General features: G+C 65.0%; 25 protein-coding genes. 12 read left to right on the top strand and 13 right to left on the bottom strand.

Features of this window, described 5'->3' with window-relative positions:
• Positions 1 to 4 precede the first annotated feature (4 nt).
• The 6 genes from ACN20X_RS08230 to ACN20X_RS08255 form a co-directional block, all read right to left on the bottom strand.
• Positions 5 to 1,297, bottom strand: a complete 1,293-nt coding sequence (locus ACN20X_RS08230; RefSeq protein ID WP_473210455.1) for an SfnB family sulfur acquisition oxidoreductase — start codon at positions 1,295 to 1,297, stop codon at positions 5 to 7.
• An 83-nt stretch (positions 1,298 to 1,380) separates the two neighbouring features.
• On the bottom strand, positions 1,381 to 2,043 hold the full coding sequence (locus ACN20X_RS08235; RefSeq protein WP_012203707.1) for a methionine ABC transporter permease: 663 nt from the start codon (positions 2,041 to 2,043) through the stop codon (positions 1,381 to 1,383).
• Complete coding sequence (locus ACN20X_RS08240; protein WP_047217974.1) at positions 2,015 to 3,208, bottom strand: methionine ABC transporter ATP-binding protein; 1,194 nt, start codon at positions 3,206 to 3,208, stop codon at positions 2,015 to 2,017. The genes ACN20X_RS08235 and ACN20X_RS08240 overlap by 29 nt, the downstream gene beginning before the upstream one ends.
• 23 nt (positions 3,209 to 3,231) lie before the next feature.
• On the bottom strand, positions 3,232 to 4,038 hold the full coding sequence (locus tag ACN20X_RS08245; protein ID WP_016449092.1) for a MetQ/NlpA family ABC transporter substrate-binding protein: 807 nt from the start codon (positions 4,036 to 4,038) through the stop codon (positions 3,232 to 3,234).
• Between the two features lie 47 nt (positions 4,039 to 4,085).
• A complete protein-coding gene (locus ACN20X_RS08250) occupies positions 4,086 to 4,901 on the bottom strand; it encodes a MetQ/NlpA family ABC transporter substrate-binding protein (RefSeq protein WP_034390727.1) in 816 nt (271 codons plus the stop codon).
• Positions 4,902 to 5,168: 267 nt separating this feature from the next.
• Positions 5,169 to 5,741: a MarR family winged helix-turn-helix transcriptional regulator gene (locus ACN20X_RS08255; RefSeq protein ID WP_016454129.1), complete on the bottom strand. Its 573-nt coding sequence runs from the start codon at positions 5,739 to 5,741 to the stop codon at positions 5,169 to 5,171.
• Positions 5,742 to 5,903: 162 nt separating this feature from the next.
• On the opposite strand from ACN20X_RS08255, the gene ACN20X_RS08260 reads away from it, so the two are divergent.
• The 4 genes from ACN20X_RS08260 (at position 5,904) to ACN20X_RS08275 (ending at position 8,811) form a co-directional block, all read left to right on the top strand.
• On the top strand, positions 5,904 to 6,362 hold the full coding sequence (locus tag ACN20X_RS08260) for a VOC family protein (RefSeq protein WP_012203712.1): 459 nt from the start codon (positions 5,904 to 5,906) through the stop codon (positions 6,360 to 6,362).
• A 39-nt stretch (positions 6,363 to 6,401) separates the two neighbouring features.
• Positions 6,402 to 7,088 carry a flavin reductase family protein gene (locus tag ACN20X_RS08265; RefSeq protein ID WP_016454131.1) on the top strand — a complete coding sequence of 229 codons (687 nt, stop codon included), beginning with the start codon at positions 6,402 to 6,404 and terminating at the stop codon, positions 7,086 to 7,088.
• A gap of 10 nt (positions 7,089 to 7,098) precedes the next feature.
• A complete protein-coding gene (gene hpaH, locus ACN20X_RS08270; RefSeq protein WP_016454132.1) occupies positions 7,099 to 7,902 on the top strand; it encodes a 2-oxo-hept-4-ene-1,7-dioate hydratase in 804 nt (267 codons plus the stop codon).
• A 138-nt stretch (positions 7,903 to 8,040) separates the two neighbouring features.
• On the top strand, positions 8,041 to 8,811 hold the full coding sequence (locus ACN20X_RS08275; RefSeq protein ID WP_013803947.1) for an SDR family oxidoreductase: 771 nt from the start codon (positions 8,041 to 8,043) through the stop codon (positions 8,809 to 8,811).
• Between the two features lie 18 nt (positions 8,812 to 8,829).
• Here ACN20X_RS08275 and ACN20X_RS08280 read toward each other — a convergent pair whose 3' ends face one another.
• Complete coding sequence (locus ACN20X_RS08280) at positions 8,830 to 9,837, bottom strand: AraC family transcriptional regulator (protein WP_016449087.1); 1,008 nt, start codon at positions 9,835 to 9,837, stop codon at positions 8,830 to 8,832.
• Between the two features lie 192 nt (positions 9,838 to 10,029).
• Between ACN20X_RS08280 and ACN20X_RS08285 the strand changes: the two genes are divergently transcribed.
• The 8 genes from ACN20X_RS08285 to cutA all read left to right on the top strand — a co-directional run bounded on the left by ACN20X_RS08285 (position 10,030) and on the right by cutA (position 17,013).
• On the top strand, positions 10,030 to 10,821 hold the full coding sequence (locus ACN20X_RS08285) for an SDR family oxidoreductase (RefSeq protein WP_012203717.1): 792 nt from the start codon (positions 10,030 to 10,032) through the stop codon (positions 10,819 to 10,821).
• Between the two features lie 36 nt (positions 10,822 to 10,857).
• Complete coding sequence (locus tag ACN20X_RS08290) at positions 10,858 to 12,153, top strand: styrene monooxygenase/indole monooxygenase family protein (protein WP_016454134.1); 1,296 nt, start codon at positions 10,858 to 10,860, stop codon at positions 12,151 to 12,153.
• Between the two features lie 14 nt (positions 12,154 to 12,167).
• Positions 12,168 to 12,695, top strand: a complete 528-nt coding sequence (locus ACN20X_RS08295) for a flavin reductase family protein (protein WP_074923062.1) — start codon at positions 12,168 to 12,170, stop codon at positions 12,693 to 12,695.
• Between the two features lie 59 nt (positions 12,696 to 12,754).
• Positions 12,755 to 13,990 (top strand): dienelactone hydrolase family protein, encoded by a 1,236-nt coding sequence (locus ACN20X_RS08300; RefSeq protein WP_016449084.1) that lies wholly within the window; start codon positions 12,755 to 12,757, stop codon positions 13,988 to 13,990.
• Between the two features lie 144 nt (positions 13,991 to 14,134).
• Entirely contained in the window at positions 14,135 to 14,692 is a 558-nt protein-coding gene (locus ACN20X_RS08305) for a MarR family winged helix-turn-helix transcriptional regulator (RefSeq protein WP_473210456.1), read from the top strand.
• Positions 14,685 to 15,518, top strand: a complete 834-nt coding sequence (locus tag ACN20X_RS08310; RefSeq protein WP_275405839.1) for a class II aldolase/adducin family protein — start codon at positions 14,685 to 14,687, stop codon at positions 15,516 to 15,518. Before ACN20X_RS08305 ends, ACN20X_RS08310 begins: the two co-directional genes overlap by 8 nt.
• 18 nt (positions 15,519 to 15,536) lie before the next feature.
• Positions 15,537 to 16,562 (top strand): 2-dehydropantoate 2-reductase, encoded by a 1,026-nt coding sequence (locus ACN20X_RS08315; protein WP_473210457.1) that lies wholly within the window; start codon positions 15,537 to 15,539, stop codon positions 16,560 to 16,562.
• 52 nt (positions 16,563 to 16,614) lie between these two features.
• The gene (gene cutA, locus ACN20X_RS08320; RefSeq protein ID WP_133072566.1) at positions 16,615 to 17,013 is read left to right on the top strand and encodes a divalent-cation tolerance protein CutA; all 399 of its coding nucleotides are present in this window, start codon (positions 16,615 to 16,617) and stop codon (positions 17,011 to 17,013) included.
• On the opposite strand, the gene ACN20X_RS08325 is transcribed toward cutA, so the two are convergent.
• From ACN20X_RS08325 to ftsY, 6 genes are all read right to left on the bottom strand, one after another.
• Positions 17,000 to 17,989 carry a Bug family tripartite tricarboxylate transporter substrate binding protein gene (locus tag ACN20X_RS08325; RefSeq protein WP_126312518.1) on the bottom strand — a complete coding sequence of 330 codons (990 nt, stop codon included), beginning with the start codon at positions 17,987 to 17,989 and terminating at the stop codon, positions 17,000 to 17,002. The two genes, cutA and ACN20X_RS08325, sit on opposite strands and share 14 nt — an antisense overlap.
• Positions 17,990 to 18,312: 323 nt before the next feature.
• Positions 18,313 to 19,242, bottom strand: a complete 930-nt coding sequence (locus ACN20X_RS08330; RefSeq protein WP_016454141.1) for a DMT family transporter — start codon at positions 19,240 to 19,242, stop codon at positions 18,313 to 18,315.
• Between the two features lie 120 nt (positions 19,243 to 19,362).
• A complete protein-coding gene (locus ACN20X_RS08335) occupies positions 19,363 to 20,334 on the bottom strand; it encodes an aminoglycoside phosphotransferase family protein (protein WP_133072565.1) in 972 nt (323 codons plus the stop codon).
• A gap of 10 nt (positions 20,335 to 20,344) precedes the next feature.
• Positions 20,345 to 21,472: a hypothetical protein gene (locus ACN20X_RS08340; protein ID WP_082145145.1), complete on the bottom strand. Its 1,128-nt coding sequence runs from the start codon at positions 21,470 to 21,472 to the stop codon at positions 20,345 to 20,347.
• 344 nt (positions 21,473 to 21,816) lie between these two features.
• Positions 21,817 to 22,554 (bottom strand): GntR family transcriptional regulator, encoded by a 738-nt coding sequence (locus ACN20X_RS08345; RefSeq protein ID WP_223275154.1) that lies wholly within the window; start codon positions 22,552 to 22,554, stop codon positions 21,817 to 21,819.
• A gap of 932 nt (positions 22,555 to 23,486) precedes the next feature.
• The gene (gene ftsY / locus ACN20X_RS08350) at positions 23,487 to 24,707 is read right to left on the bottom strand and encodes a signal recognition particle-docking protein FtsY (RefSeq protein WP_016454145.1); all 1,221 of its coding nucleotides are present in this window, start codon (positions 24,705 to 24,707) and stop codon (positions 23,487 to 23,489) included.
• Positions 24,708 to 24,720: the final 13 nt, after the last annotated feature.

Here is a 24,720-nt window from a genome sequence, read left to right on the forward strand (position 1 = left end):
GCGGTCAGTTCCACTGGTGGCGGCGCGGCAGGGCGCCGTTGAGCAGGTAGTTGCCCAGCAGGTGGTATTTCCAGCGCACGGGGTCGTGCAGCGTGTGCACGCGGGCGTTGCGCCAGTGGCGGTCCAGGCGGTGGGCGGCGCGGCTGGCCGAGGAGCCGGCCAGCGCGAACAGGTGCTCGCCGGCCTGCAGCGCGGCCTCGGTGGTGAGGATCTTGGCCTCGGCCACGGCCACCGAGGCCTGGGCGCTGGCCTGCTCGTCCACCGCGCCACCAGCCGCTGCAGCAAGCGCATCCAGCGTGCGCGCGGCCTCCAGCAGCACGGCATGGGCCGCGTCCACCTCGATCTGCAGCTGGCCGACCTCGTGGATGAGGTGGGGATCGTCGCTGGCACGCGCCACGCCCGAGTCCATCCAGGGCCGGCTCTTGTCGCGCACGAAGTCCACCGCGTCGCGCAGCGCGCCCTGGGCAATGCCCGCGTCGATGGAGGCCTGGATCAGCTGCGACACCGGGCCGGACAGCGAGGGCGTGGCCTCGAACTGCCAGGCAGGCACCACGTCCTCGGGCTGTACCTGCACCTGGTCCAGCTGCACGCTGCCGCTGGCCGTGGTGCGCTGGCCGAAGGAGTCCCAGTCGTCGAACACGGTCACGCCCGGCGCATCGCGCCGCACCCAGACCTGCACGATGCAGCCTTCCTCGTCCTGGGCGCGAAACGGCACCCAGTGCGCAAATGCCGAGCCCGTGGAGTAAAAGCGCGTGCCGCTGACGCGCAGGCCGCCTGCCGCATCGCGCGACAGGCGCGCCGTGGCCTCCAGCACATGGGCCGCGCGCCCCTTGCGTTCCGGCCCGGCATTGCCCAGGCGGTGGCCGGCCAGCACGTCGGCGAACCAGCGGCGCTTCTGGGGCTCGCTGCCCATGTCCCGCAGGTTCTGCAGCACGGCGAAATGGTTCTGCGGAATCTGGCCCAGCGAAGGGTCGGCCGCGCACAGCGTGACGAAGACCTGGGCCAGCGTCTCGTAGGAAACGCCCAGGCCGCCGTAGGCGCGGGGCACGGTGATGGCGCCCAGCCCGCTGGCCGTGTAGCGCTCGATTTCCTGCCAGGGCAGGCGCCGCTCGTGGTCGCGGGCCGCTGCGTCCACGCGCCATTCATCGGCCAGGGTCTGGGCGGCCTGCAGGGCCTCGGCCTCGCTGGTGATGCGGTGCGGGGTGGAGGGCGGCAGGGGCAGGCGCCGCAGCGCCCCGCCCGGGGTGTGGTGTGTGTTGCCGGGCAAGGCTGCGCCCAGGGCATCCGGTGTGGTCATTCCGTGCCTCGTTGCTGAGTCGGTGGGGAGAGGGCCGCCAGGCGGCGGCCCCGGAGGGAAAGGCGTGGTGCCTGTTTTCAGCGTCAGCGGCTGCGCAGCCGGCGCACGTAGCGGTCGCCCAGCACCTGGACCACGGTGACCAGCGCGATCAGCACGGCAATCACCAGCAGCATCACCTGGGTGTCGAAGCGCTGGTAGCCGTAGCGGATGGCCAGGTCGCCCAGGCCGCCCGCGCCCACAGCGCCGGCCATGGCCGAGGAGCTGATCAGCGCCACCAGGGTGATGGTGAAGCCGCCCACGATGCCGGGCAGGGCCTCGGGCAGGTAGACGTGGCGCACGATGTCCCACTTGCGGCAGCCCATGGCCTGGGCGGCTTCGATGAGGCCGGGATCGACCTCGCGCAGGCTGACCTCGACGATGCGCGCGAAGAACGGCGTGGCGCTGATGGCCAGCGGCACGATGGCCGCCCACACGCCGATGGTGGTGCCCGTCACCAGCCGCGTGAACGGGATCAGCGCCACCAGCAGCACGATGAAGGGCGTGGCACGGAAGCCGTTGATCACGCTGCCCAGCGCGCGGTGCGTGCGCGGCGAGGCCAGGAAGCCGCCGGGCGCGGTGACGATGAGCAGCACCGCCAGCGGAATGCCCGCCGCCAGCGCGATGCCGCCCGAGACGCCGACCATCATCAGCGTGTCGGCCAGCGCGTTGCCGTAGCGCTCAATGGGAATGGACAGATTCAGCGACATATCCGAGATCCTTGATGTCATGCGCAATGGCCGCCGGGCCCTGCGTCAATGTGTGCCAGTCATGCGCGGCCGTGCCGCCGCCCAGCGCGATCAGCAGCTGCCCCTGGGCATGGCCCTGGATGCGGTCCACGCCGCCATGCAGCAGGCGCACCCGGCCGCCCAGGGCCTGGGCGATGCGCGGGAAGTCGGGCTCCAGCCCGTCCTCGCCGCGATAGGTCAGCTGCAGGATGCGTTCGTGGCGGCCTGCGGGCGCGTCGGGCAGCAGGCGCTGGCGCAGGTCGTCGGGCAGGCCATGCTGCAGCGGTGCCAGCAGGGCGCGCGTGGCCGGGTGCTGCGGGTTGCCGAAGACCTTCCAGACTTCGCCCAGCTCGGCGATGCGGCCCTGCTCCAGCACCAGCACGCGGTCGGCGATCTCGCGGATCACGCTCATCTCATGCGTGATCAGGACGATGGTGATGCCCAGCTTGCGGTTGATGGTGCGCAGCAGCTCCAGGATGGACTGCGTGGTCTCGGGGTCCAGGGCCGAGGTGGCCTCGTCGCACAGCAGGATCTCGGGGTCGGTGGCCAGGGCGCGGGCAATACCCACGCGCTGCTTTTGCCCGCCCGACAGCCGGCTCGGATAGGTGTCTGCCTTCTCCTGCAGGCCCACCAGGGCCAGCAGCTCATTGACCCGCGCATTGATGCGTGCGCGCGGAAGGCCCGCCACCTGCAGGGGCAGGGCCACGTTGTCATGCACCGTCTTGGCCGACAGCAGGTTGAAGTGCTGGAAGATCATGCCGATGCGCCGGCGCAGCTGCACCAGCTGCGATTCGTCCAGCGTGCCGATGTCCACGCCGTCGACCCGCACCTGGCCGCTGCTGGGCTGCTCCAGCCGGTTGATGGTGCGCAGCAGGCTGGACTTGCCCGCGCCGCTGCGCCCGATGATGCCGAAGATGCTGCCCGGCGCGATCTCCAGGCTGATCGCGTCCAGCGCCTGTACGGGCCCGGCCGAAGACTGGTAGGTCTTGGCCACGCCGCTGAAGGCCACGGCGCCGGGTCCACGGATGGATTCCCGCGCGGTGCCGGCCGCTGCCGATGAGCGCCTGCCCGCCTCATGGGCCGGCCTGTCCGCCTCGTGGGCCGGCCTGTCCGCCAGGGGCTGCCTGGCTGCAATGCTGGTTGACATGGCTGAAGTCCTCCCCGCGCCGCTCAGGGCTTGACCCAGGCCAGGTTGTACAGGCGCTTGTCGTTGGAGAAGGCGCGCTGGGCTTCGGCCTTCACCGCATCGGAGTTCTGGTAGATGCGGATGAACTTCTGCACCACGGGGTCCTGCGTGCGGTTGGCCTTGACCACGAACTGGATGGAAAAGCGCGCGTCCTCGATGCCCGAATATGCAAGCCCGCTGGACGGATCGAAGGCCTTGGCCGCCACGATGAAGTGCGGGTAGCCCTGGGCGATGTCCACGTCGCCCGTGATGCGCACCAGCTGCGGCCCCTCGACCTCGACGAAGCTGAGCTTCTTGGGGTTCTCGACGATATCGTCCAGGCTGCCCAGGTAGCCCACGCCGGGCTTGAGCTTGATCAGCCCCACCTTCTGCAGCAAGAGCAGGCCGCGCCCCTGGTTCACGGGGTCGTTGGCAATGCCCACCTTGCCGCCCTGCGGCACCTGGGCGATGGCCTTGTGCTTGAGCGAGTACAGGCCCACGTTGGCCAGGATGCCCGTGCCCGCGCTGGCCAGCTTGTAGCCGTTCTTCTGGATGGCGTTGTCCAGGAAGGGCTGGTGCTGGAAGTAGTTGATGTCCAGGTCGCCCGAGTCCACGGCCACGTTGGGCGTGGTCCAGTCGGTGAACTCCACCACCTGCACATCGATGCCCTGGGCCTTGGCCTCCCTGGCGGCCACGGCCACCGAGTCGGCGTAGGCGCCGGGCACCACGCCGATGCGCAGCTTGTCGGCAGCGTGGGCGGAGAACAGGGCCAGGGCGGCCAGCGGGGCGATCAGGGCACGGGAAAGCTTCATCGGGATCTCCGGAAAAAAAGGGTTCGAAAAGGCAGGAAGGGGCCGCGTCACGGCTTGCGCCACGGCAGGCTGTACAGCCTGTCGTTGGCGGCGAATGACTTGTGGATCTGCGCCTGCACGGCGCCCGAGGTCTGGTAGATGCGCACGAACTGCGCAATGCGCGGGTCCCGGGCGTTGTCCTGGCGCGAGACGAAGCGGATGGCGTAGTACAGGTCGTCAATGCCCGAATACAGCAGCGCATTGCCGGCCACCTGCGGCCGCCCGGCGTTGACGAAGTGGGCCGGGTAGCCCTGGGCCAGGTCCACATCGTCCAGCGCGCGCACCAGCTGCGGCCCTTCGATCTCGACAAAGCGCAGCTTGCGCGGGTTGGACACGATGTCGTCCAGCCCCGCGCGCGGGCCCTTGCCTTCGCGCAGCTGGATCAGGCCGGCCTTCTCCAGCAGCAGCAGGCCGCGCCCCTGGTTGACGGGGTCGTTGGCCACGCCGACGCGCGCTCCCTCCTTCAGGTCGGCAAAGCGCTGGGTCTTGAGCGAGTACAGGCCGATGTTGGGCAGCAGGCCCGTGGCCACGCTGGTGAAGGCATAGCCGCGCTCGCGGATGGCGTTGTCCAGGAAGGCCTGGTGCTGGAAGTAGTTGAGGTCGATGTCGCCGGCCGCCAGCGCCGTGTTGGGCGTGGTCCAGTCGGTGAACTCGATGACCTGCACGTCCAGCCCCTGGGCGCGCGCCTCCTTGGCGGCGACCTCCACGGAGTCGGCCAGCGAGCCGGGCGTGACGCCTATCTTCAGCGCGGCGGCCGCCGCAAGGCCGGGCAGCGCCAGCGTGGCGGCGAGCGACCAGAGCAATGTGTTTCTGCGCGTGGGCAAGGCGTGGTTCCTCCAGCTCGGCCAGGCCCGGCGCCGGCGCCCACATGGCGCCTGCCGGCATGGCCTCTGAAGGCATTGCAACACCCGGCCCCGGCGCGCACCACGACGGAATTCACATTTCCTTATAGCGAGCCATGCGCGGCGCAAGGCATTGATCGCAAAGGAAATTTTGCACAGGCAAGATTGAGCTTATGCCCGCGCGAAATATGGCACCGTGCCGGCTGCGCAGGCTTGCGGCAGCCAGGGCAGCCTGCCGCGCTCCCAGGCTCAAGCGCCCTGTTGCGCCTTCATCCTCGTCCAGGCCTTGAAGAGGATGGACTGCAGGCTGGCACGCTCGCCCTCGTCCAGGTAGTCGACCAGCGACTCGCACATGCGCCAGAAGGCCGGCAGCGCGCGGGCCAGTACCTCGCGGCCCTGGTCGGTGAGCGCCAGGTCGAAGCTGCGGCGGTCTTCCTGGCTGAGGCTGCGCGCCAGCAGCGAGCGCTTTTCCAGCCAGTCCAGCAGGCCCGTCACCGACGAGCGCGTCACGCCGACGTAGCTGGCGATATAGGAGGGCGTGACCACCGTGTCGCCCAGCAGCCCGCGCTCGGCCAGGCCGAAGATCATGAGCACGTCGAGCTTGCTCTCGGACAGGCCGAACGCCTGCAGCGATGCGTTGGCGCGCTGCTCCACATCGTCGGCCAGCCACAGCAGCAGCAGGCCCAGGCCGGCGGCCGGCGTGTCGGTGCCGGGCTGCGCGGTCTCGGCCATCAGGGCCAGGTGCGGGCGCAGCGCTTCGGGGGCGTTGGCGAGGGGGGTGGAATCGGGGGCCGGTGCGGCAGCGGTCTTGCGCGGACTCATGGGAGTGGATGGAAGCGGGTGAAGGCGTGTGAAACCGGGTTGAAGGCGGGTTGAAGCCGGGAGAAGAAAGGGCGGTTGATTTTACGGCTTTCATATATTACGCTTTGTTTATAGTACGTTAAGCGTATTATTTGGCGGCACACAAATCTGCAAGGACATCCCATGCCCATCAAAGTTCTTGAACTCCACCATGTCGGATTCGGCGTCAACCACGCCCAGGCCGATGCCATGCTCGACTTCTACCGCGAAGTGCTGAACCTGCCCCAGGACGCCGCGCGCTGGAAGATCCCCGGCATCTACGGCTCCTGGATCAACCTGCCCAACGGCAGCCAGTTGCACATCCTCGGCAGCGAGGGGCCGTCGCGCTATGCGCAGGGCCCGGGCAAGGACCCCGTGTCCAACCACATCGCGCTGGCCGTGGACGACATCCTCGGCGCCGAGCAGGAGCTGCAGGCGCGCGGCGTCGATTACTTCACGCTGGACAACGTGGCATCGCCCAGCCTCAAGCAGCTGTTCCTGCGCGACCCGGCCGGCAACCTGGTGGAACTGCACCAGTCCAATGCGCGCGCCCCGGGCATCGCCCAGGCCGAGCAGGACGCGGCGCGCGCCGGCAACGAGTGACGCGACGCCCTCCCTTTTTCCCTTCCCCTCCGGATTCCCATGTACTTTGAAATGCAATCGCTCAACAGCGAGCAGCGCAGCAACATCCTGCACTCCCTGGTTCTGCCCCGTCCCATCGCCTGGATCAGCTCGGTGGACGGGGACGGCACGGTCAACGTCGCGCCGTTTTCCTTCTTCAACGCCATGTCGGGCGATCCGCCGCTGCTGTGCGTGTGCATTGGCTCGCGCCAGGGCGTGCTCAAGGACACGGCGCGCAACATCGCGGCCACGGGCGAGTTCGTGGTGAACCTGGTGTCCGAGCCGCTGGCGCGCCGCATGGCGGTGACGGCCATAGAGTTCGGCGCGCAGGTGGACGAGTCGGCCCAGGCCGGTCTGGTCCTGGGCGATGCACGGCGGGTGAAGGCGCCGCGCATCGTGGACAGCCCTGCTTCATTCGAGTGCCGCGTGCGCCAGCTCATCGATATCGACGGCGTGCGCAGCCTGGTGCTGGCCGATGTGCTGGCCGCCCATGTCATGGATGCGGCCGTGGTCGATGGCGAGCTCATGTACTTCGACCCCGCGCCCATGGAGCTGATCGCGCGGCTGCAGAACCCCGGCTGGTATGGCCGCGTGGGCGATGCCTTCCAGATGCCCACGCCCTCTGTGGCGCAGTGGGATGCCATGCAGCGCCAGGGCGTGTCCGACAGCTACCTGGCCTGGGCCGACGATGGCGCCGCCGCGCGCTGAAGGGCCGCCCATGCTTGCGCAACACACCATAGACAGCCTGGCGGCCGAGCTGCACGCCAGCGAAAAAAGCCGGGTGCAGGTCCGGCACTTTTCCCGCCGCCATCCGGACATGACGGTGCAGGACGGCTACGCCATCTCGCGCGCCTGGATGCGGCTCAAGCGCGCCGAGGGCCGCACGGTCAGGGGCCACAAGATCGGCCTGACCTCGCGTGCCATGCAGCAGGCCGTGCAGATCACCGAGCCCGACTACGGCACCCTGCTGGACGACATGTTCTTCGAGCCCGGCGGCGACATTCCCTTTGCGCGCTTCATCGCTCCGCGCGTGGAGGTGGAGCTGGCCTTCGTGCTGGGCCGCACGCTCAAGGGGCCGGGCGTCACCCTGTGCGATGTGCTGGCCGCCACCGACTGGGTGGTGCCCGCCGTGGAAATCATCGACGCCCGCATCGAGCAAAAGGACCGCGATACCCAGGCCATGCGCACGGTGCGCGACACCATCGCCGACAACGCGGCCAATGCCGGCATCGTCATGGGCGGGCGGCCCGTGCGCCCAGACGCGGCGGACCTGCGCTGGGTGTCGGCGCTGCTGCAGCGCAACGGCGTGATCGAGGAGTCCGGCGTGGCGGCCGCCGTGCTCAACCATCCGGCCACGGGCGTGGCCTGGCTGGCCAACCGGCTCGCGCAATGGGATGAGCAGCTGGACGCAGGCCAGGTGGTGCTGGCCGGCTCGTTCACGCGGCCCGTCACGGCCCAGGCCGGCGACAGCTTCCATGTGGACTACGGGCCGCTGGGCTCCATTGCCTGGCGCTTTGCCTGAGCTTCGTCTGCAGTGCGGCGATGGTGTCGCCTGCGGCACAGTCCGCAGGCCCGGCGCGTCGTCGACAATGCAGCGGCGCCGCCCGCCACCGGTGCGCGGGCGGCGGCTGCAATACATGCACTACAGGATGGACAAGCAATGGAGATGAAGAACGCAAAGACGGCCGTGGTCACGGGCGGAGGAACCGGCGTGGGCAAGGCCGTGGCGCTGGCCCTGGCGGGCGCGGGCTACCAGGTGGTGGTGGCGGGCCGCCGCCAGGCGCCGCTGGATGAGACCTGCGCCGAGGCCCAGGCAAAGTACGGCGCGGGCGAGCGCATGCTGGGCATTGCCACCGATGTCAGCGACCCGGCTGCCGTGGAGCAGCTGTTCGCGCGCACGGTGCAGCGCTTCGGTCGCGTGGACCTGCTGTTCAACAACGCGGGCCGGGGCAATCCGCCCGGCTCCTTCCTGGACTGGACGCCCGAGCAGTGGCGCGAGGTGGTCGATGTCAACCTCAACGGCATGTTCTATTGCCTGCAGCAGGCGTTTCGCACCATGCGCGACCAGTCGCCGCGCGGCGGCCGCATCATCAACAACGGCTCCATCTCCGCGCATGCGCCGCGCCCCAATTCCAGTGCCTACACGGCCACCAAGCATGCCGTCATGGGCCTGACCAAGACCGCTGCGCTCGACGGCCGTGCCTACGACATCGCCGTGGGCCAGATCGACATCGGCAATGCCATGACCGAGCTGGCATCGCGCATGGCCAAGGGCGTGCCCCAGGCCAATGGCGAGATCGCGGTGGAGCCGCTGATCGACGCGGATGTGGTGGGCCAGTCCGTGCTCTACATGGCCAGCCTGCCGCTGGAGGCCAACGTGCTGTTCCACACGGTGATGGCCACCAAGATGCCCTTCGTGGGCCGGGGCTGAACCGGCAAAGGCAGGCCCTCAGGCCTGCACGCGGCGGCTCGCCGTCTCGGACGGGAGCTCGCCGAAGCGGCTGCGGTACTGGGCCGCGAAGTGGCCCAGGTGCAGGAAGCCGTATTTCTGCGCCACATCGCGCACGCCTGAGCCGGCTGCGGCGCCCGGGCCCTTGGCTGCCTGGAGTTCGGCGCGCACGCGGTCCAGCCGCAGCTGGCGCAGGAAATCCATGGGCCCCATGCCCGCGTGCTGGCGGAAGGCGGCCTGCAGCGTGCGCGCGCTGCAGCCGGCCTCGCGGCAGACATCGGCCAGCGACAGGGGCTGGTCGGCATGGGCCTGCATGTACTCCTGGGCCTTGCGCACGCCGCGCGGCAGCAGACTGCGCCGGCTGTCCCCTGCCAGTGCGCGGCTGTGGCTGTGCGTGGCCGACATCAGCAGGCTGGTCAGCAGGTATTCCTCCGCATGCCGGGCCAGCGCCTGCGTGGCCTGCAGGGCGTTGCCCGCATCTAGCGTGTGCCGCAGGCAGTCGATGAAATGCACCAGCGGTGCCAGCGCCGGCTGGTCCAGCGGCACGCCCAGATCGAACACCAGGGGCCGGCCTGCGGGCGCCTGCAGCAGCGCCTCCAGCCGCGCCACCAGGGCCGGGCGGGCCATGCGCACGATCAGGTGCGGGCTGTCGTCGGCCCAGCGCATGGACAGCGGCTCGGTCGGCGAGGGCAGGGAGGCCAGGCGCGGCGTGGCATCCACCTGCTGCGCGCCGCAGCGAATCTCGGCACTGCCGCGCAGGGGAATCTGCAGCAGGAAGAAGTCCCGCAGGTAGCCGGGCTCGATGTGCACGCCGGGGCCGTACTGCACATAGTTCAGGCTGACGTTGCGGGAAAGCGGCGCGCTGTGGTGGCAGGCGTCCAGCTCGGCGCGCGGGCGCAGCATGCCCAGGCCATGCGGACAGAAGACGCGCGCCACGCTTTCGCGGGCCTCGTCCATGTCGTGGCTCTCGAAAAGCCGGTAGCGCTGCAGGGGCAGCGGTGTGTGCATGGCGTGTTCCATAGGCTGCGCAGAACGTAGCAAAAACCACCCGCTCCCACAATTCGGACCATTCCCCGGGAGCCAATTTCTGCGCGCCAGGGACAGTGCCTGCGCTTGCCGGATGCCTGCGCGGACCGGCCCCCCGTAACGTGTGCTGCACAGGCCAGCCCGGCCTGGCATCCACACGGGAGAACAAGCGTCATGTTCAAGGGACTCGAAGGCAAAAGCGCCATCGTCACCGGCGGCTCCACCCTGATAGGCGCCGGCGTGGTGCGTGCGCTGCACGCGGCCGGCGTGAAGGTGGTCATTGCCGACATCGATGCCGACAACGGCCAGGTGCTGGCCGATGCGCTGGGCGAGGGCGCGCTTTTCGTGCGCACCGACATCACCGACGACGCCCAGGTCGCCGCCTGCGTGCAGCAGGCATGCAGCCGGCACGGCGGCGTGCACATCCTGGTCAACCTGGCCTGCTCGTATGTAGACGAAGGCCTGCAGTCGCCGCGCGCCGACTGGCTGGCCTCGTTCAACGTGAACGTGGCCAGCGCCGTGGCCATGCTGCAGGCCGTGCACCCGCACATGGTAGCCGCCGGTGGCGGGGCCGTGGTGAATTTCACCAGCATCTCTTCCGAGGCCGCGCAGACCGGGCGCTGGCTCTACCCGGCCAGCAAGGCGGCCATGAAGCAGCTCACGCGCAGCATGGCCATGGATCTGGCGGCCGATGGCATCCGCGTCAACAGCGTCTGCCCGGGCTGGACCTGGTCGGCGGTGATGGACCGGCTCAGTGGCGGCGACCGCGCCAAGACCGACCGCGTGGCCGCGCCCTTTCACCTGCTGGGCCGCGTGGGCGATCCGCATGAGGTGGCCCAGGTGGTGCTGTTCCTGTGCTCGGACCATGCCAGCTTCGTGACGGGGGCCGACTATGCGGTGGACGGCGGCTACGGCGCCATGGGGCCCGAGCGGGCCGTGGCCGCCATTCCCCAATTGATGGACTAGCACGCAGTACGGACACGGAGCCGCAAGGAGACAGCCATGAAGAAAATCGCCATCGTCGGAGCCGGCCAGTCGGGCCTGCAACTGGGCCTGGGCCTGCTGGCCGCGGGCCATCAGGTCACGATACTGAGCAACCGCACGGCGCAGGACATCGCCCAGGGCCGGGTCATGTCCAGCCAGTGCATGTTCGACAGCGCGCTGCAGATAGAGCGCGGCCTGGGCCTGGACCACTGGTCGCGCGAATGCCCGGTGGTCGAGGGCATCGGCCTGTGCGTGCCGCATCCGGCGCAGCACGGCGGGAAAGCGGCCGACAAGGCCATCGACTGGGCGGCGCGTCTGAACGCGGGCGCGCAGTCCGTGGACCAGCGCCTGAAGATCCCCGCATGGATGGACGACTTCCGCCGCCAGGGTGGCGAGCTGGTGCTCAAGGACGCGGGCATCGCCGAGCTGGAGGAATGCACGCGCAGCCATGACCTGACCCTGGTCGCCAGCGGCAAGGGCGAGATATCGAGGCTGTTCGAGCGCGATGCCCATCGCTCGCGCTTCGACCAGCCCCAGCGGGCGCTGGCACTGACCTATGTGACGGGCATGAAGCCGCGAGAGCCGTTCTCCGCCGTGTCCTTCAACCTGCTGCCGGGCGTGGGCGAGTATTTCGTGTTCCCGGCGCTGACGACCACGGGCCCCTGCGAGATCATGGTGTTCGAGGGCGTGCCCGGCGGCCCCATGGACTGCTGGGGCGATGTGAAGACACCGGAGCAGCACCTGGAGCGCAGCCGCTGGATACTCGACACCTTCGTGCCCTGGGAGGCCGAGCGCTGCCGCGACATTGCGCTGACCGATGACAACGGCATCCTTGCGGGCCGCTTCGCCCCCACGGTGCGCAAGCCCGTGGCCACGCTGCCGTCGGGGCGCAAGGTGCTGGGCATGGGCGACGTGGTGGTGCTCAACGACCCCATCACGGGCCAGGGCTCCAACAACGCGGCCAAGTGCGCCGACACCTATCTGCGCAGCATCCTGGCGCGCGGCAATGGCGACGGAAATCGTGACGGAAATGGCGCATTCGACGCCGCCTGGATGCAGCAGACCTTCGACCGCTACTGGTTCGGCTATGCGCAATGGGTCACGCAGTGGACCAACATGCTGCTGGCGCCACCGCCACCCCATGTGCTCAAGCTGCTGGCCAGCGCGGGCACGCTGGCACCGCTGGCCAGCGCCTTTGCCAACGGCTTCGATGACCCGCGCACCTTCTTCCCCTGGTTCGCGGACGCGGGCGAGGCAGACCACTACATCGACAGCTGCGCGGCCATCGCCGCCATGGCAGCCGTCCCCGCCTAGCCGCAGAGGCCGCCATGAGCACATGCGAAACCCCGGCCCCCGCCACGGCCTGCTCCTTCGATCCGCGCGAGCTGCGCAAGGCCTTCGGCCAGTTCACCACGGGCGTGACCGTCATCACCACGCGCGCGCCGGACGGGCGGCGCGTGGGCATGACGGCCAACTCGTTCTCCTCGGTCTCGCTGGACCCGCCGCTGGTGCTGTGGAGCCTGGCGCGCCAGGCGCCCAGCGTCTGCGATTTCCAGGGCGCCAGCCACTTCGCCATCCACGTGCTGGCTGCGGGCCAGCACCTTCTGTCGCGGCGCTTTTCCACGCCGCAGCAAGACAAGTTCGTCGGCCTGGACTGCGCGGAAGGCCCGGCCGGCGTGCCCCTGATCGATGGCGTGCTGGCCCGCTTCGTCTGCCGCAACGTCCGGCAATACGATGGCGGCGACCACCTCATCTTCATCGGCCAGGTCGAGCGCTGCGAACGCTTCGACGGCGAGCCCCTGGCCTTTCACGCGGGCTACTATCAGGTGACGGTGCGGCACCCCGAGTGCGTATGACGGGTCATGAAAAAAGCGGCACCGCAGCTTTCCCCACCCTTTGAAACGGAGACAACCCCATGCAGCAGAAAGAACCCCCGGCAAGCCGCCATGTGCGCATCAACGCGCTGGACGGCAGCGGCAGCTTCAACGCCTACCTGGCCGTGCCTGCCTCGGGCAGCGGCCCCGGCCTGGTGCTGGCGCAGGAGATCTTCGGCGTCAACGCCACCATGCGCGAGGTGGCCGACTACTACGCCGAAGAAGGTTACGTGGTGCTGGTGCCCGACCTGTTCTGGCGCCAGCAGCCCGATGTGGAGCTGGGCTACACGCCGGCGGACTGGGAGCGCGCTTTCGGTTTCTACAAGGGATTCGACGAGGCCCTGGGCGTGCAGGACATCCAGGCCTGCCTGAACGCCTTGCGCCAGCGCCCCGAGGTCACGGACGGCAAGGCCGGCGTGCTGGGCTTTTGCCTGGGCGGCAAGCTGGCCTACCTGGCCGCCTGCCGCACCGATGCCGATGCGGTGGTCGGCTACTACGGCGTGGGCATCGAGGCGGCGCTGGACGAGGCCGAGCGCATCCGCTGCCCGCTCACCCTGCATGTGGCCGAGCTTGACGCCTTCTGCCCGCCCGAGGCGCGCCAGCGCATCGTCCAGGCGCTGGGCGGGCGTCCCGGCGTGGCCGTGCATGTCTATCCGGGCGTGGACCATGCCTTCGCGCGCAAGGGCGGCGATCACTTCCACCGCGCCTCGGCCCTGATGGCGCACGAGCGCAGCATTGCCACGCTCAAGTCCGCCATCGGCCCGCACTTCGACCTGGCCGCGCTGTGGGACAAGCACTGCGAGTACGAATTCGCCACTCGCAACGTGGACGACACCATGGCCACCATGGTGGCCGAGCCCTATGTGAACCACATCCCCACCATGACCGGCGGCGTGGGCTTCAGCAACCTGCACGCCTTCTATACGAACCACTTCGTCAACAGCAATCCGCCCGACACGTCGCTGACCCCGATTTCACGCACGGTGGGGGCCTCGCAGGTGGTGGACGAGATGCTGTTCTGCTTCACGCACACCACCGAGATCCCGTGGATGCTGCCCGGCGTGCGGCCCACGGGGCGGCGCGTGGAGATCCCGCTGCTGGCCGTGGTCAAGTTCCGGGGCGACAAGCTCTACCACGAGCACATCTACTGGGACCAGGCCAGCGTGCTGGTGCAGGTGGGCCTGCTGGACCCGGCGCTGCTGCCCGTGGCGGGCGTGGAGACGGCCCGCAAGCTGCTGGACGAGACCCTGCCTTCCAACGAACTGCTCAAGCGTTGAGCGCGGCGCGGGCGCACGGGTTTCACCCTGCGCCCGCTGGCGGCCTGCAGGCCGCCAGGGCTCTCAGGGTTGCCACCAATGTTGATATGTCAACATTGGTGGATCATGCGGCCATCGCAATCGCCGCCCGATTCCCTCCGCCCAATGCCCCGCCCACGCACATCCCCGAGCCCTGCCGCCGATGCCGCCACCGGCCCTGCACCGGACACGCAGGTCTGCAGCCAGACGCTGGCGCTGGAGGACTTCATCACCTTCCGCCTGGGCGCGCTGTCCAATGCGCTGCAGACCCAGGTGACACGCCACTACATCGCGCCGGCATCGCCCGTGGGGCTGACCGAGTGGCGGCTCATGGGCCAGATCCAGCGCCACGGCGAGCTGCATGCCAGCGCGCTGTCGCGCCTGAGCCTGATGGACAAGGCCCAGATCAGCCGCGCGCTGCAGCCGCTGATCGACCGGGGCTGGGTGCTGCGCCGCGCCGATCCGCAGCACGCGCGGCGCCACCTGCTGCAGCTGAGCGAAGCAGGGCAGGCGCTCTTCGACGAGGTGCTGTCCCGCGCACGCCCCTACCAGGCGGCCCTGCTCAATGCCCTGACGGCCGATGAGCGCGCCATGCTGGACCGCATCCTGGACAAGCTGGGCCGTGCCTCCCAGGCGCTGGACCAGGGGCTGGACCAGGGGCTGGACCAGGGGCTGGATGCCTGATTTCCCCACAAGCCACTGCACAACCCACCTCAAGACCCACCTCAGAACCCACCCCACGAGCCACACCATGAATTGCTCCATGCACCCTGAAGAGCGGGCCGCCCGCATCGAACTGGCCGCCTGCTACCGCGTCTTCGCCATGCTGGGCTGGGACGAGCTGATCTACAACCACATCACGGTGCGCCTGCCCGACAGCGTGACGGGCGGTGAAAAGCAGTTCCTGATCAATCCCTTCGGCCTGCATTACGAAGAGGTCACGGCCAGCAACCTGGTACGCATCAATGTGCGCGGCGAGGTGCTGGACGGCTCGCGGCATCCGGTAAATCCGGCCGGCTTCGTGGTGCATGCGGCCATCCACGACGGGCTGCCGGGCGCGCACTGCGTGATGCACACGCACACCACCTCGGGCATGGGCGTGGCCTGCCTGGAGCAGGGCCTGTCGCAAAGCAACTTCTACAGCGCCCAATTGCACGGCATGGTGGCCTACCATGACTTCGAGGGCATCACCATCCATGCCGACGAAGGGCCGCGCCTGCTGGCCAGCATCGGCCACCGCAAGGCCGTGATCCTGCGCAACCATGGCCTGCTCAGCTGGGGCAGCGACCTGCCCCAGGCCTTCGTGGTGCTGTGGACGCTGCAGCGCGCCTGCGACGTGCAGATGGCCACCCTGTCCATGGGCGCGCCGCGCATGGTCTCCGACGCCATGGCCCAGCGCTGCAACGAGGACTCGCTGACCTTCAACGACAGCCACGGCGGTGCCCGCGATGTGTTCGACCACCTGGTGCGCCGCGTGAACCGGCGCGACAGCAGCTATCTCGATCTTTGAACCCGGAGCTTCCCGCGCATGACCATGGAACAGACAAGCATTTCATTCGACAAGGCCTGCATCTTCGGCGCCGGTGCCATCGGCGGCTGGATGGGCGCGGCCCTGGCCCGCGCCGGCTGCCAGCTCAGTGCCGTGGCGCGCGGCGCCGCGCTGCAGGCCCTGCGCACCCAGGGCCTGACCCTGGTGCACGGCGAGCAGCGCGAGCACTTCGCGCTGCGTGCCGAACAGGACCCGGCCGCCCTGGGCGTGCAGGACCTGGTCATCATCTCCGTCAAGGCGCCGGGCATGCCCGATGTGGCCGAGCGCATCGCCCCGCTGATCGGCCCGCAGACCGTGGTGCTCACGGCCATGAACGGCGTGCCCTGGTGGTTTCTGCAAGGCGGTGTCGATGCCAGCGTGCGCGGCAAGCAGCTGAAGGCCGTGGACCCTGAAGGCCGCACTGCGCAAGCCATCCCGCTGGGCCAGGTGCTGGGTTCGGTGGTCCATGCCAGCTGCTCCAACGATGCGCCCGGCGTGGTACGCCGCCACTTCGGCAACAGCCTGATCCTGGGCGAGCCCCTGGCCACAGGGCCCGGCCAGCCGCCCACGCCGCGCCTGGCGGCACTGGCCCAACTGCTGCAGCGCGGCGGCATCGAGGCCAAGGTCTCCGACAACATCCAGCGCGACGCCTGGTACAAGCTCTGGGGCAACATGACCGTCAACCCCGTCAGCGCGCTGACGGGGGCCACCTCGGACCGCATCCTGGGCGACGACCTGGTGCGCGGCCTGATCACGCGCGTGATGCTGGAGGCCAAGGAGATCGGCGCGCGCATCGGCCTGCCCATCAACGAATCGCCCGAGGACCGCCATGCGGTCACGCTCAAGCTGGGCGCCTTCAAGACCTCCATGCTGCAGGACGTGGAAGCGGGCAAGCCCGTGGAACTCGATGCCCTGGTGGGCGCGGTGCGCGAAATGGGGCAGCTGTGCGGCGTGGACACGCCCTTCACCGATGCGCTGCTGGGCCTGGCGCGGCTGCAGGCGCGGCAAAAGGGGCTGATGGCCTGACGCCGCAAAGGCCAGTACCGGCCTGCAGCGCGCAACCGTAGACTACGCCTCCATGACTTCCGCCAAGAACCCCGCCTCGCCCTGGTCCACGCTGTGCGTGGTGGCCACCACCGTCCCCAGTGCCGAGGAGGCCGCCCATCTGGCGCGCAGCCTGGTGCAGCAGCAGGCCGCGGCCTGCGTGCAGGTGGAGGCCATCACCTCGCACTACGTGTGGGACGGCGAGATGCACGCCACGCCCGAGTGGCGGCTGGTCTGCAAGACCTTGCCCGACGTGCTGGAGCGCCTGGCCCGGCTGCTGCGCGCCGGGCACAGCTACAGCGTGCCGCAGATCACCATGCGCACCGAGCGCTGCATGGCCGACTATGCGCAGTGGCTGCGCTCCCAGGTCTCGACCCGGGACGTGGCGGACACTGCAGAAAGGGTCGCCGCGCCCCGCATCACTGCGGCGTGACGTTGGCGGCCTTGATCACGGGCACCCAGGTCGCTGTCTCCTTGCGGATCAGCTCGCCGAAGGCGCTGCCCGTGACCACCCAGGGCTCGATCCCCTGCAGGTCCAGCTGCCTGACCACGGCCGGCGTGTTGAAGATCTCCTGAATATCCTTTTCCAGCTGCTTGAGCACGGCCGGTGGCGTCTTCTTTGGCGCCATCACGCCGTACCAGGACGAGATGGCAATGCCCGGCACGCCCGCCTGGGCCAGCGTGGGCACCTCGGGCAGGTACTTGCTGCGCGCCGGGTCGGTCACGGCCAGCGCGCGCAGCTTGCCCGACTGCACATGCGGCAGCAGCGCGGGCACATTGCCCACGATCATCGGCACCGTGCCGCCCAGCACATCGTTGAGGCCGGGCGCCGTGCCCTTGTAGGCCACGTGCAGGATGTCGGCACCGGTCTGCTGCTTGAACAGCTCGCCGGCCAGATGCAGGCTGGAGCCCACGCCGGGCGAGGCATAGCTGATGGTGGCCGGCCTGGCCTTGGACAGGGCCACCAGCTCCTGCACCGTTTTGGCGGGCACGCCGGGGTGCACGGCGATCACATTGGCCGCCTTGGCCAGCGAAGCCACGGGCGCGAAGTCCGCCTCCACGCTGTAGCCGGGCCTGGCCAGCAGCGTGGGATTGATGGTCAGGTTGCCCTGGGGCACGACCAGCAGCGTATGGCCGTCCGCCGCGGCACGCTTGACCATGTCGATGCCGATATTGCCGTTGGCCCCGGGCTTGTTCTCCACCACCGAGGTCTGCTTATAGCGCTCGGCCAATCCCGTGGACAGCAGGCGGGCCAGCGCATCGACCGGGCCGCCGGGCGGGAAGGGCGCGACGATGGTGAAAGGCTTGGCGGCCAGCTGCTGCTGGGCGGCGGCATCCTGGGCCAGGGCGCTCTGGCATGCGGCTGCTGCCAGCAGGGCGGCAGCGCCGAGCAAGGTGGGGGCTTTCATGGGGAACTCCGGGGAACAAGGCAAGGCAGGTACAAGCAAAAGAAATGCCTGAGGGCTATCGATTGTTTCTTGTATAAAACAACGTTCTTCTTGTAAATCAATGCAAAGCATAAAACCTGCGGCTTGATTCGAATCAAGGGAAAACCCTTGCCTGCATGCCTGGGCCTTCGCTGCGTTCGCATGCCCATGAAAAAAGGAGCGCAGCGCGCTCCCGTAAGTCCACTCCAGAGAATGGGTCAAAGCGCATCAACAGGGGAGCTGATGCAGTCGATGCCAAGCCGCAGGACGACAGCTCCACGAGCAGGTCTTGCTGCCATCGCATGTCAGGCCTGTAGGCAAGTCACCACTAAGCCCAACAGCATCAGGCCCATGCCTATCTTCTCTGCTCGACTGAAGCTTTCGCTGAACACGCGGCGCGAAACCAGGTAGCTGAAAACGACCTCGATCATTCCCAAAGTGCGCACAGGTGATGCTCCTTGCATGGCGTAGGCCGTGAACCAAGCAATTGAAGCGGCTGCCCCCATGCAACCGGCAAGCAGCGAGATGCGCCAAGCTCGAAAAATAGGTGCCAGACCTTGAGCTGTGCGCAACTGGATCCAAAGTCCCATGCCGACGGTTTGCATCGACTGTGCGATCAGCACGCCCCAGGCGCCAGATAACCATGCCGTTTCGGCGCCAAGTGCCAGCGACCCTCCTCGAAATCCTACTGTTGCAACTGCAAAGCAGGAGCCGCAAGCCAGGCCATAAAGTGCAGATCGGTTGAGCCACGCGGACGGTGAGAGCAACTGTTCGCGTGGCGGCAGGGACAGCAGCAGCATACCGATTGTGGCTACGATCATTGCGGCCAACGCCAGCGGTGTTGGAAGTTCATGGAGAAAAACCGATGCGAACAGAGCTAGCTGCAGCACCTCTGTCTTTGTCAGAGTGACAGCCACGGCAAAGTTGCGCTCCTTCATCGCCAGCAGCAAAGCGACCGTTCCAGCCAATTGGAAAAAAGCGCCCAATGCAATCCAGCCAAGGTAAATCGGCGTGATCGAAGGTACAGCGTATGGCTTTGCTGGTACCAGATACAGCAGTGCCAGCCACAACATGGCAAAAGGTAGGCCATACAGAAAACGCACCAGCGTGGCCGATAGCGCGCCCAGCTCCTGTGTCAGGCTGCGCTGCGCTGTGTTTCGTACCGTTTGAGCGAGAGCGGCGAACAGGGTTATGGGAACCCATAACCAAGAAAAACCTTGAATGGATTCAAGCATGAATATGGAGGAGGGATGGGTAAATGGGGCGTAGAGTAAATTCTTACATTGCTGTGGATTATTTGGTAATGCACAGCAATGCTCATTTGCTGATTAGAGAAATTTTGCTCTCTTGAAGATTTATTGAACGGTTGAAGACAGAGACTCGAGATAGAACATGAGGCCTGCGTAGAGCGTTTCTTCTGGGGTGCCCGCGCGAGGAGAGCTCGGCATCATCCAGGTATCCTTGCTGCCGTTTATCCGCATGCTGCGGAGAAAGCAGTATGTGGTCAATGCGTAGAATTTACGGTAATTTTCTTCGCCAATCCAATTGGATATTTCATGAATGCTACGAATTACCGGTATTTGATCCAGCATCTGCCGATGCTGATCATGCTTCATGAGAAATAGTATGCTTTTCTCAAGTGGAACGATGTTGATGCTATCGCGAATCTCGGCCGCCAGCTCATGCCAGAAGGAAAATGCGAAACGCGAAAATCCAAAGTAAGGGTCGATGCCTTGAACAGAACCATCCGGATCGATGAAGCTGATTTCATTCAAAGTCTCGTCGTAGAGAACATTGCCAAAGTGAAAATTGCAGTGTGCACTTGTGCTGCTAGCCAGGAAAATTTCTTCCTCGGCATAAGCAAGAGCCCTTTCTACCACGGCACGACCACTTGGGATAATAATCTTTCCCTCAATAATTGCAGGTTTGTCAAACAGGCTGTGCAATTGTTTTAAGGAATCCCATTCGTAGCGAATCTTTTGGTGTAGTTGATACGTTGAATCTATTGGTTGATTGCATTCAATTTTCACTGCTGTCTTTATGCTGTCCAGGGCATGTTTTATGATTTGGTTTCTATATTCTATGGATTTTGTTGCATCGAACACAAGGCTTGCCAGAGATGCACCAGATTTCTTTTCAAGAATATAAAAATGACGACCTCCAACCAATCCTGTGTGAAGAACTGGCACCATCAGTTTGGGATAAATTCCGTGAAGAGCTTGAATCTGTTGGACTTCTGTTTTGAGCTTCTCATTGAACTCGGCTGTATTAGCTGTTTTAAAAACGAATCCCGAATCAAGAATATCGACGCTGTGCGAGCTTGTCATTTCACATTCCTTAGAAAATGGTGCTGGAAAGACCTAACGCGATGTTGCGTGCAGCTGAAATAGCGAGGCTGGAGTAGCCTACGGTATTGTTGACAAAGGATTGAATTGTTAGTTGAGAAAGTCCTTGTGGCTCCAAATAGCTGGGTCGAGATAGCAGTAAATGGTGAGAGTCAGTAAGAATAGTGGCGCATCGATGGTCGTGTGCATAGGCTCTGCTTCCGAGTGGCATCGTGGTTCCTTGCGCGATGTATCTATATCTATCAAATAAATTATCGATTGATGCTTCAACAGCCTCGCGGGTCATCAAGCCTCGATCCTGAACGATGAATCGGTTTATCTGAAAACCTGGCGCATGGACCGGCGCTCGCAGGGAGATGGTATTTACGAGAGGTGCCCAAGGCATAACCTTGGTTTGGCTTTGGGTGATTTGAGAGAAGCTAGGGCGTAAATTGTTCCGTGCATCTTGATCCCTGCCTTCGAAGGAACGGGTGCCTAGAACTCCGTTGGGAGTATCCGGGTGGATGATGTCCGTCTCCACTGCGAGGATGCTCTGGGCTGTAAGGCCAAGTGTTCGCAGCGTATCTATAACTATACGAAGAGACGCATGCATGCCATTGGTTTGGCATGAACCAAGACAATAAACACCATTAGTAATTACTCTGGTTTTTGCGGTTGGCAGATCTGAGGATGAAAGATCTGCAAGACAGCTATATATACTTGGGAGATCATTTGCTTCCGCAACTCCTAGAATCGTGTGACATTTTCTTTTAAGCCACGAGACTACAGCGCTTTCTGCAGAAATGTCTGCTTTGCTCGTCGCGAGAAAAGCTATATCAAAGGAGGTTGATATTGTTGGAAACTCTTTGCGCAGATCACAGAACTCGAATTTGACTTCCCTGGATCCAATTTTCAGTGTTTTTTCATCGATTGCCTGTACAAGCGCATGTGCTCCAGGTTGAGCGAGGGCGAGGCGCGCAATAATTCCATCAATTGGCCGGAGGTGGGGATAGTTTTTGTGAACAGGTGGTGTGTTTGTTAGTACTGTTGTAATTGCAAATCCGTCTTTTTCCGGATTGTTCAAGAGCAGTAAATTTGAACCAATTTCTGCGCCTGCTCCAACAAGCATTGCCGTTTTCATGTCATTATCCTCCACGTTGTGATTTGGCGATATTTCTTTGGAAATCGTTTATTTTGACTGGGTGATTGCGGGCTGTGTCTCAGTCGCGATAGATTTTTTGGCTGTAGATTGACTCGAAAATACGCTTAAGATGATTTTTCTTAAATGTGGAGATATTGAAGTCGATTTGCAGAGTGCGCACTTCTAGCAAGCAATTCGGGGAAAGAATTGCTTTTTCTCAAAAGCAAGCATGAGTGTGCTTGCTATAAAAAGATGATGCGGGGTCTTTATTCTCTGATGCTATCTAAAAATAGCATGACTATAGATGGTGGCTTATCTTGCGTACCAATTTTGAAAGAGAGATTTCATAGGTCCCTGCGTATAGCCGCCAGCAGGCTTTTCGAAGAATTCCAGATATGCTGCTCGGCAAGGGCCTGGGCCTTCTTTGGGTCGCGATTGCGGATGGCGGCGAGGATGCCGCGTTTTTCTTCTGTGCTTTCTGAGGCCCGTGAGCTGTGAGAAAGTGAGAGTCTCCGCAGGCGTGCGAGGCGGCTCCTTTGTGAAGAAAGATAGCTTGCCATCAGCGAATTTTGGGCTGCATCCAGGAGAACTTCGTAGAACTCCTCGATGGTCTCGATCTGAGCCCCGACATCGCCCGAAATCTGCGCTTCACTCATCGCTTTCACTGTGACATCCAGGCGCTCGATTTGCTCTATGGTGGCTCGCTCTGCGCACAGTGCCGCCACATAGCCTTCAACGGCTGCACGCATTTCAAAGATCTGGCGAATGCCGTCTTCATCGATAACGGCGACTATCGGGCCTTTATAGGGCTCCTTTGTGATCCACCCTTCTGCCTCCAATTGCCCCAGGGTTTCACGAACTATCGTTCTGCTCACATCAAGGAGATCGCACAGCTTGCGTTCTACCAAGCGTGATCCAGGTGGAAGTTGGCCTTCCACAATGGCGCGCTTCAATTGCTCAAGTGCCAGCTGTCGGAGCGTTGGATTCACACGCTCTACGGCCATACTGCCTCGCGGAATTCCCATGTCTGTCAATGCAGGTCTGTCTGTGTCTGTACCTGCTTTAGAGGCTTGCCGTTTCATGTCTGTTGGACTTTCTTGCGAATTGAGTGATGGTATACCAACATACAATCTTGGGTCAAGATATGGAAGGGTGCGAAAAATTGAGAGGCATCTGGTTGGGAAGGCAGCAGGAAGACAGTGACCAAGCCATCTCCGCCATCGATGGTTTGTTTCTGATTGGTTTGCAAGCCACATAAATTGGCCTGAACTTGCCATCTGCAGCCAGCAAGTAGCCTAATCGGCTGGTTTAAAACACTTATGTGCTTTTACGAGCCCCGAAAAGTGGGGGGTGGCAGAGCGGGAGAATATGCTTGAAATGATGCGCGGCACACGCCGTAGTTGGCATATCGAAGGCAGGTCGCACTGAAGAGTCTGTTGCCGAGTTTTCGCACAGGCACTCAACAGAGTTGGTGCGCTTGCCGAGGCATGGGCCGTACGCTCACCCGCACGCAAAGGTGGAGCGACGGGAAAAAATGCGTTCTCCACATCGGAGGCCAGAGATGAGTGCGGTGGTGCACCGCAAGGCCTGCCAGCCGGCGTCAGTGAGGAAGAGCTAGGATTTCTGACCGTCCGAAGCAAGGACGGGCTTGTCGGTGCTACCGAGCACTGGCGGAAGTGCTGCTTTGACTGGCCGAAGAGATTCGTCAATTGCCACGTGACGATGAGTGGCTGCTTCGGTGATTGAAGGGCATGCCCTTTCTGGTCTTTGCCGCGCCCACGCTGTCGCCTGTGGCGAAGTTACTGGGCTTTTGCGGCAAGTCACATGAGCTAACCCGGTAGGGCCTGGCCTGATCAGTCCCGAAGCGGTTGAGTGCGTCAGAGGTTGAGGCTGGAGAGCTCTTCGTTGAGCGGTCACTCCCCAATGGATGAGCGGAGAGCGGCTTGAGCGCCAGCCCGCAATTCATCCATTCCGCCTTCCTGTGGCGCCTGTCGAGAAAACTCTGAACAGATTGTCAGGACAGCAGCGCCTGCGCGAATTCCCTGGCGTTGAAGGTCTCCAGGTCTTCGACCTTTTCGCCCACGCCGATGAAGTACACGGGGATCGGCCGTTCCTGGGCAATGGCGGCCAGCACGCCGCCCTTGGCCGTGCCGTCGAGCTTGGTGACGATCAGGCCCGTGAGCTGCAGTGCATCGTCAAAGGCGCGCACCTGGGCCAGCGCGTTCTGGCCGGTGTTGCCGTCGATGACCAGCAGCACCTCGTGCGGTGCCGTGGCATCGGCCTTGGTGACCACGCGGCGGATCTTGCGCAGCTCTTCCATCAGGTGCAGCTGGGTGGGCAGGCGGCCCGCCGTGTCCACCAGCACCACATCCTTCTTGCGGGCGCGGCCGGCGGTGACGGCATCAAAGCTCACGGCTGCAGGATCACCGCCTTCCTGGCTGACGATCTCCACCGTGTTGCGGTTGGCCCAGACGCCGAGCTGCTCGCGCGCGGCGGCGCGGAAGGTGTCGGCGGCAGCCAGCAGCACGCTCTGGCCTTCGTCGGCCAGATGCTTGGTCAGCTTGCCGATGGAGGTGGTCTTGCCTGCGCCGTTGACGCCAGCGACCATGACCACGGTAGGCTGGTGCTCGCCGATGATCAGCGGCTTTTCCAGCGGGCGCAGCAGGTCGGCCAGTGCATCGGCCAGCAGGGCCTTGACGGCTGCAGGGTCGGTGGCCTTGGCTTCCTTGACGCGGCGGCGCAGTTCGGTGAGCAGGTGCTCGGTGGCCTTGACGCCGGTGTCGGCCATCAGCAGGGCGTCTTCCAGCTCTTCGTACAGCGCATCGTTGATCTGCGTGCCGGTGAAGACCGTGGCGATGCTGTTGCCGGTCTTGCGCAGTCCGGCCTTGAGGCGCTGCATCCAGTTCTGGCGGCTGGCGCCTTCGGCTTCGGGCTTGGCCGTGGGCTCGGGTGCGGCAATGAAGTCGGCAGGCGCGAGCGTGGAAGCAGCAGCAGTGGGTGCAGCGGGTGCGGCAGGCGGGGCGGCATCGCCCTTGCCGCCGCCGAAGGGCTTGCGCCACCAGGCGCTGCCGGTGTCGGCTGCGGCCGGTGGGGCAGGTGTGCCAGGGGGCAGGTCTGGGGCGCGGTCCTGCGGCGGGGTTGCGGGAATGCCGGCCTCTTCAGGCGCGGCGCTGCTGTCCGCCGGGGAAATCTCGGCGGAGGAGGGGGTGGGCTTTTTCTTGAAAAAACTGAACATCGGCAGGTTCTTA

This window comes from Delftia sp. PX-1 (genome assembly GCF_055797465.1).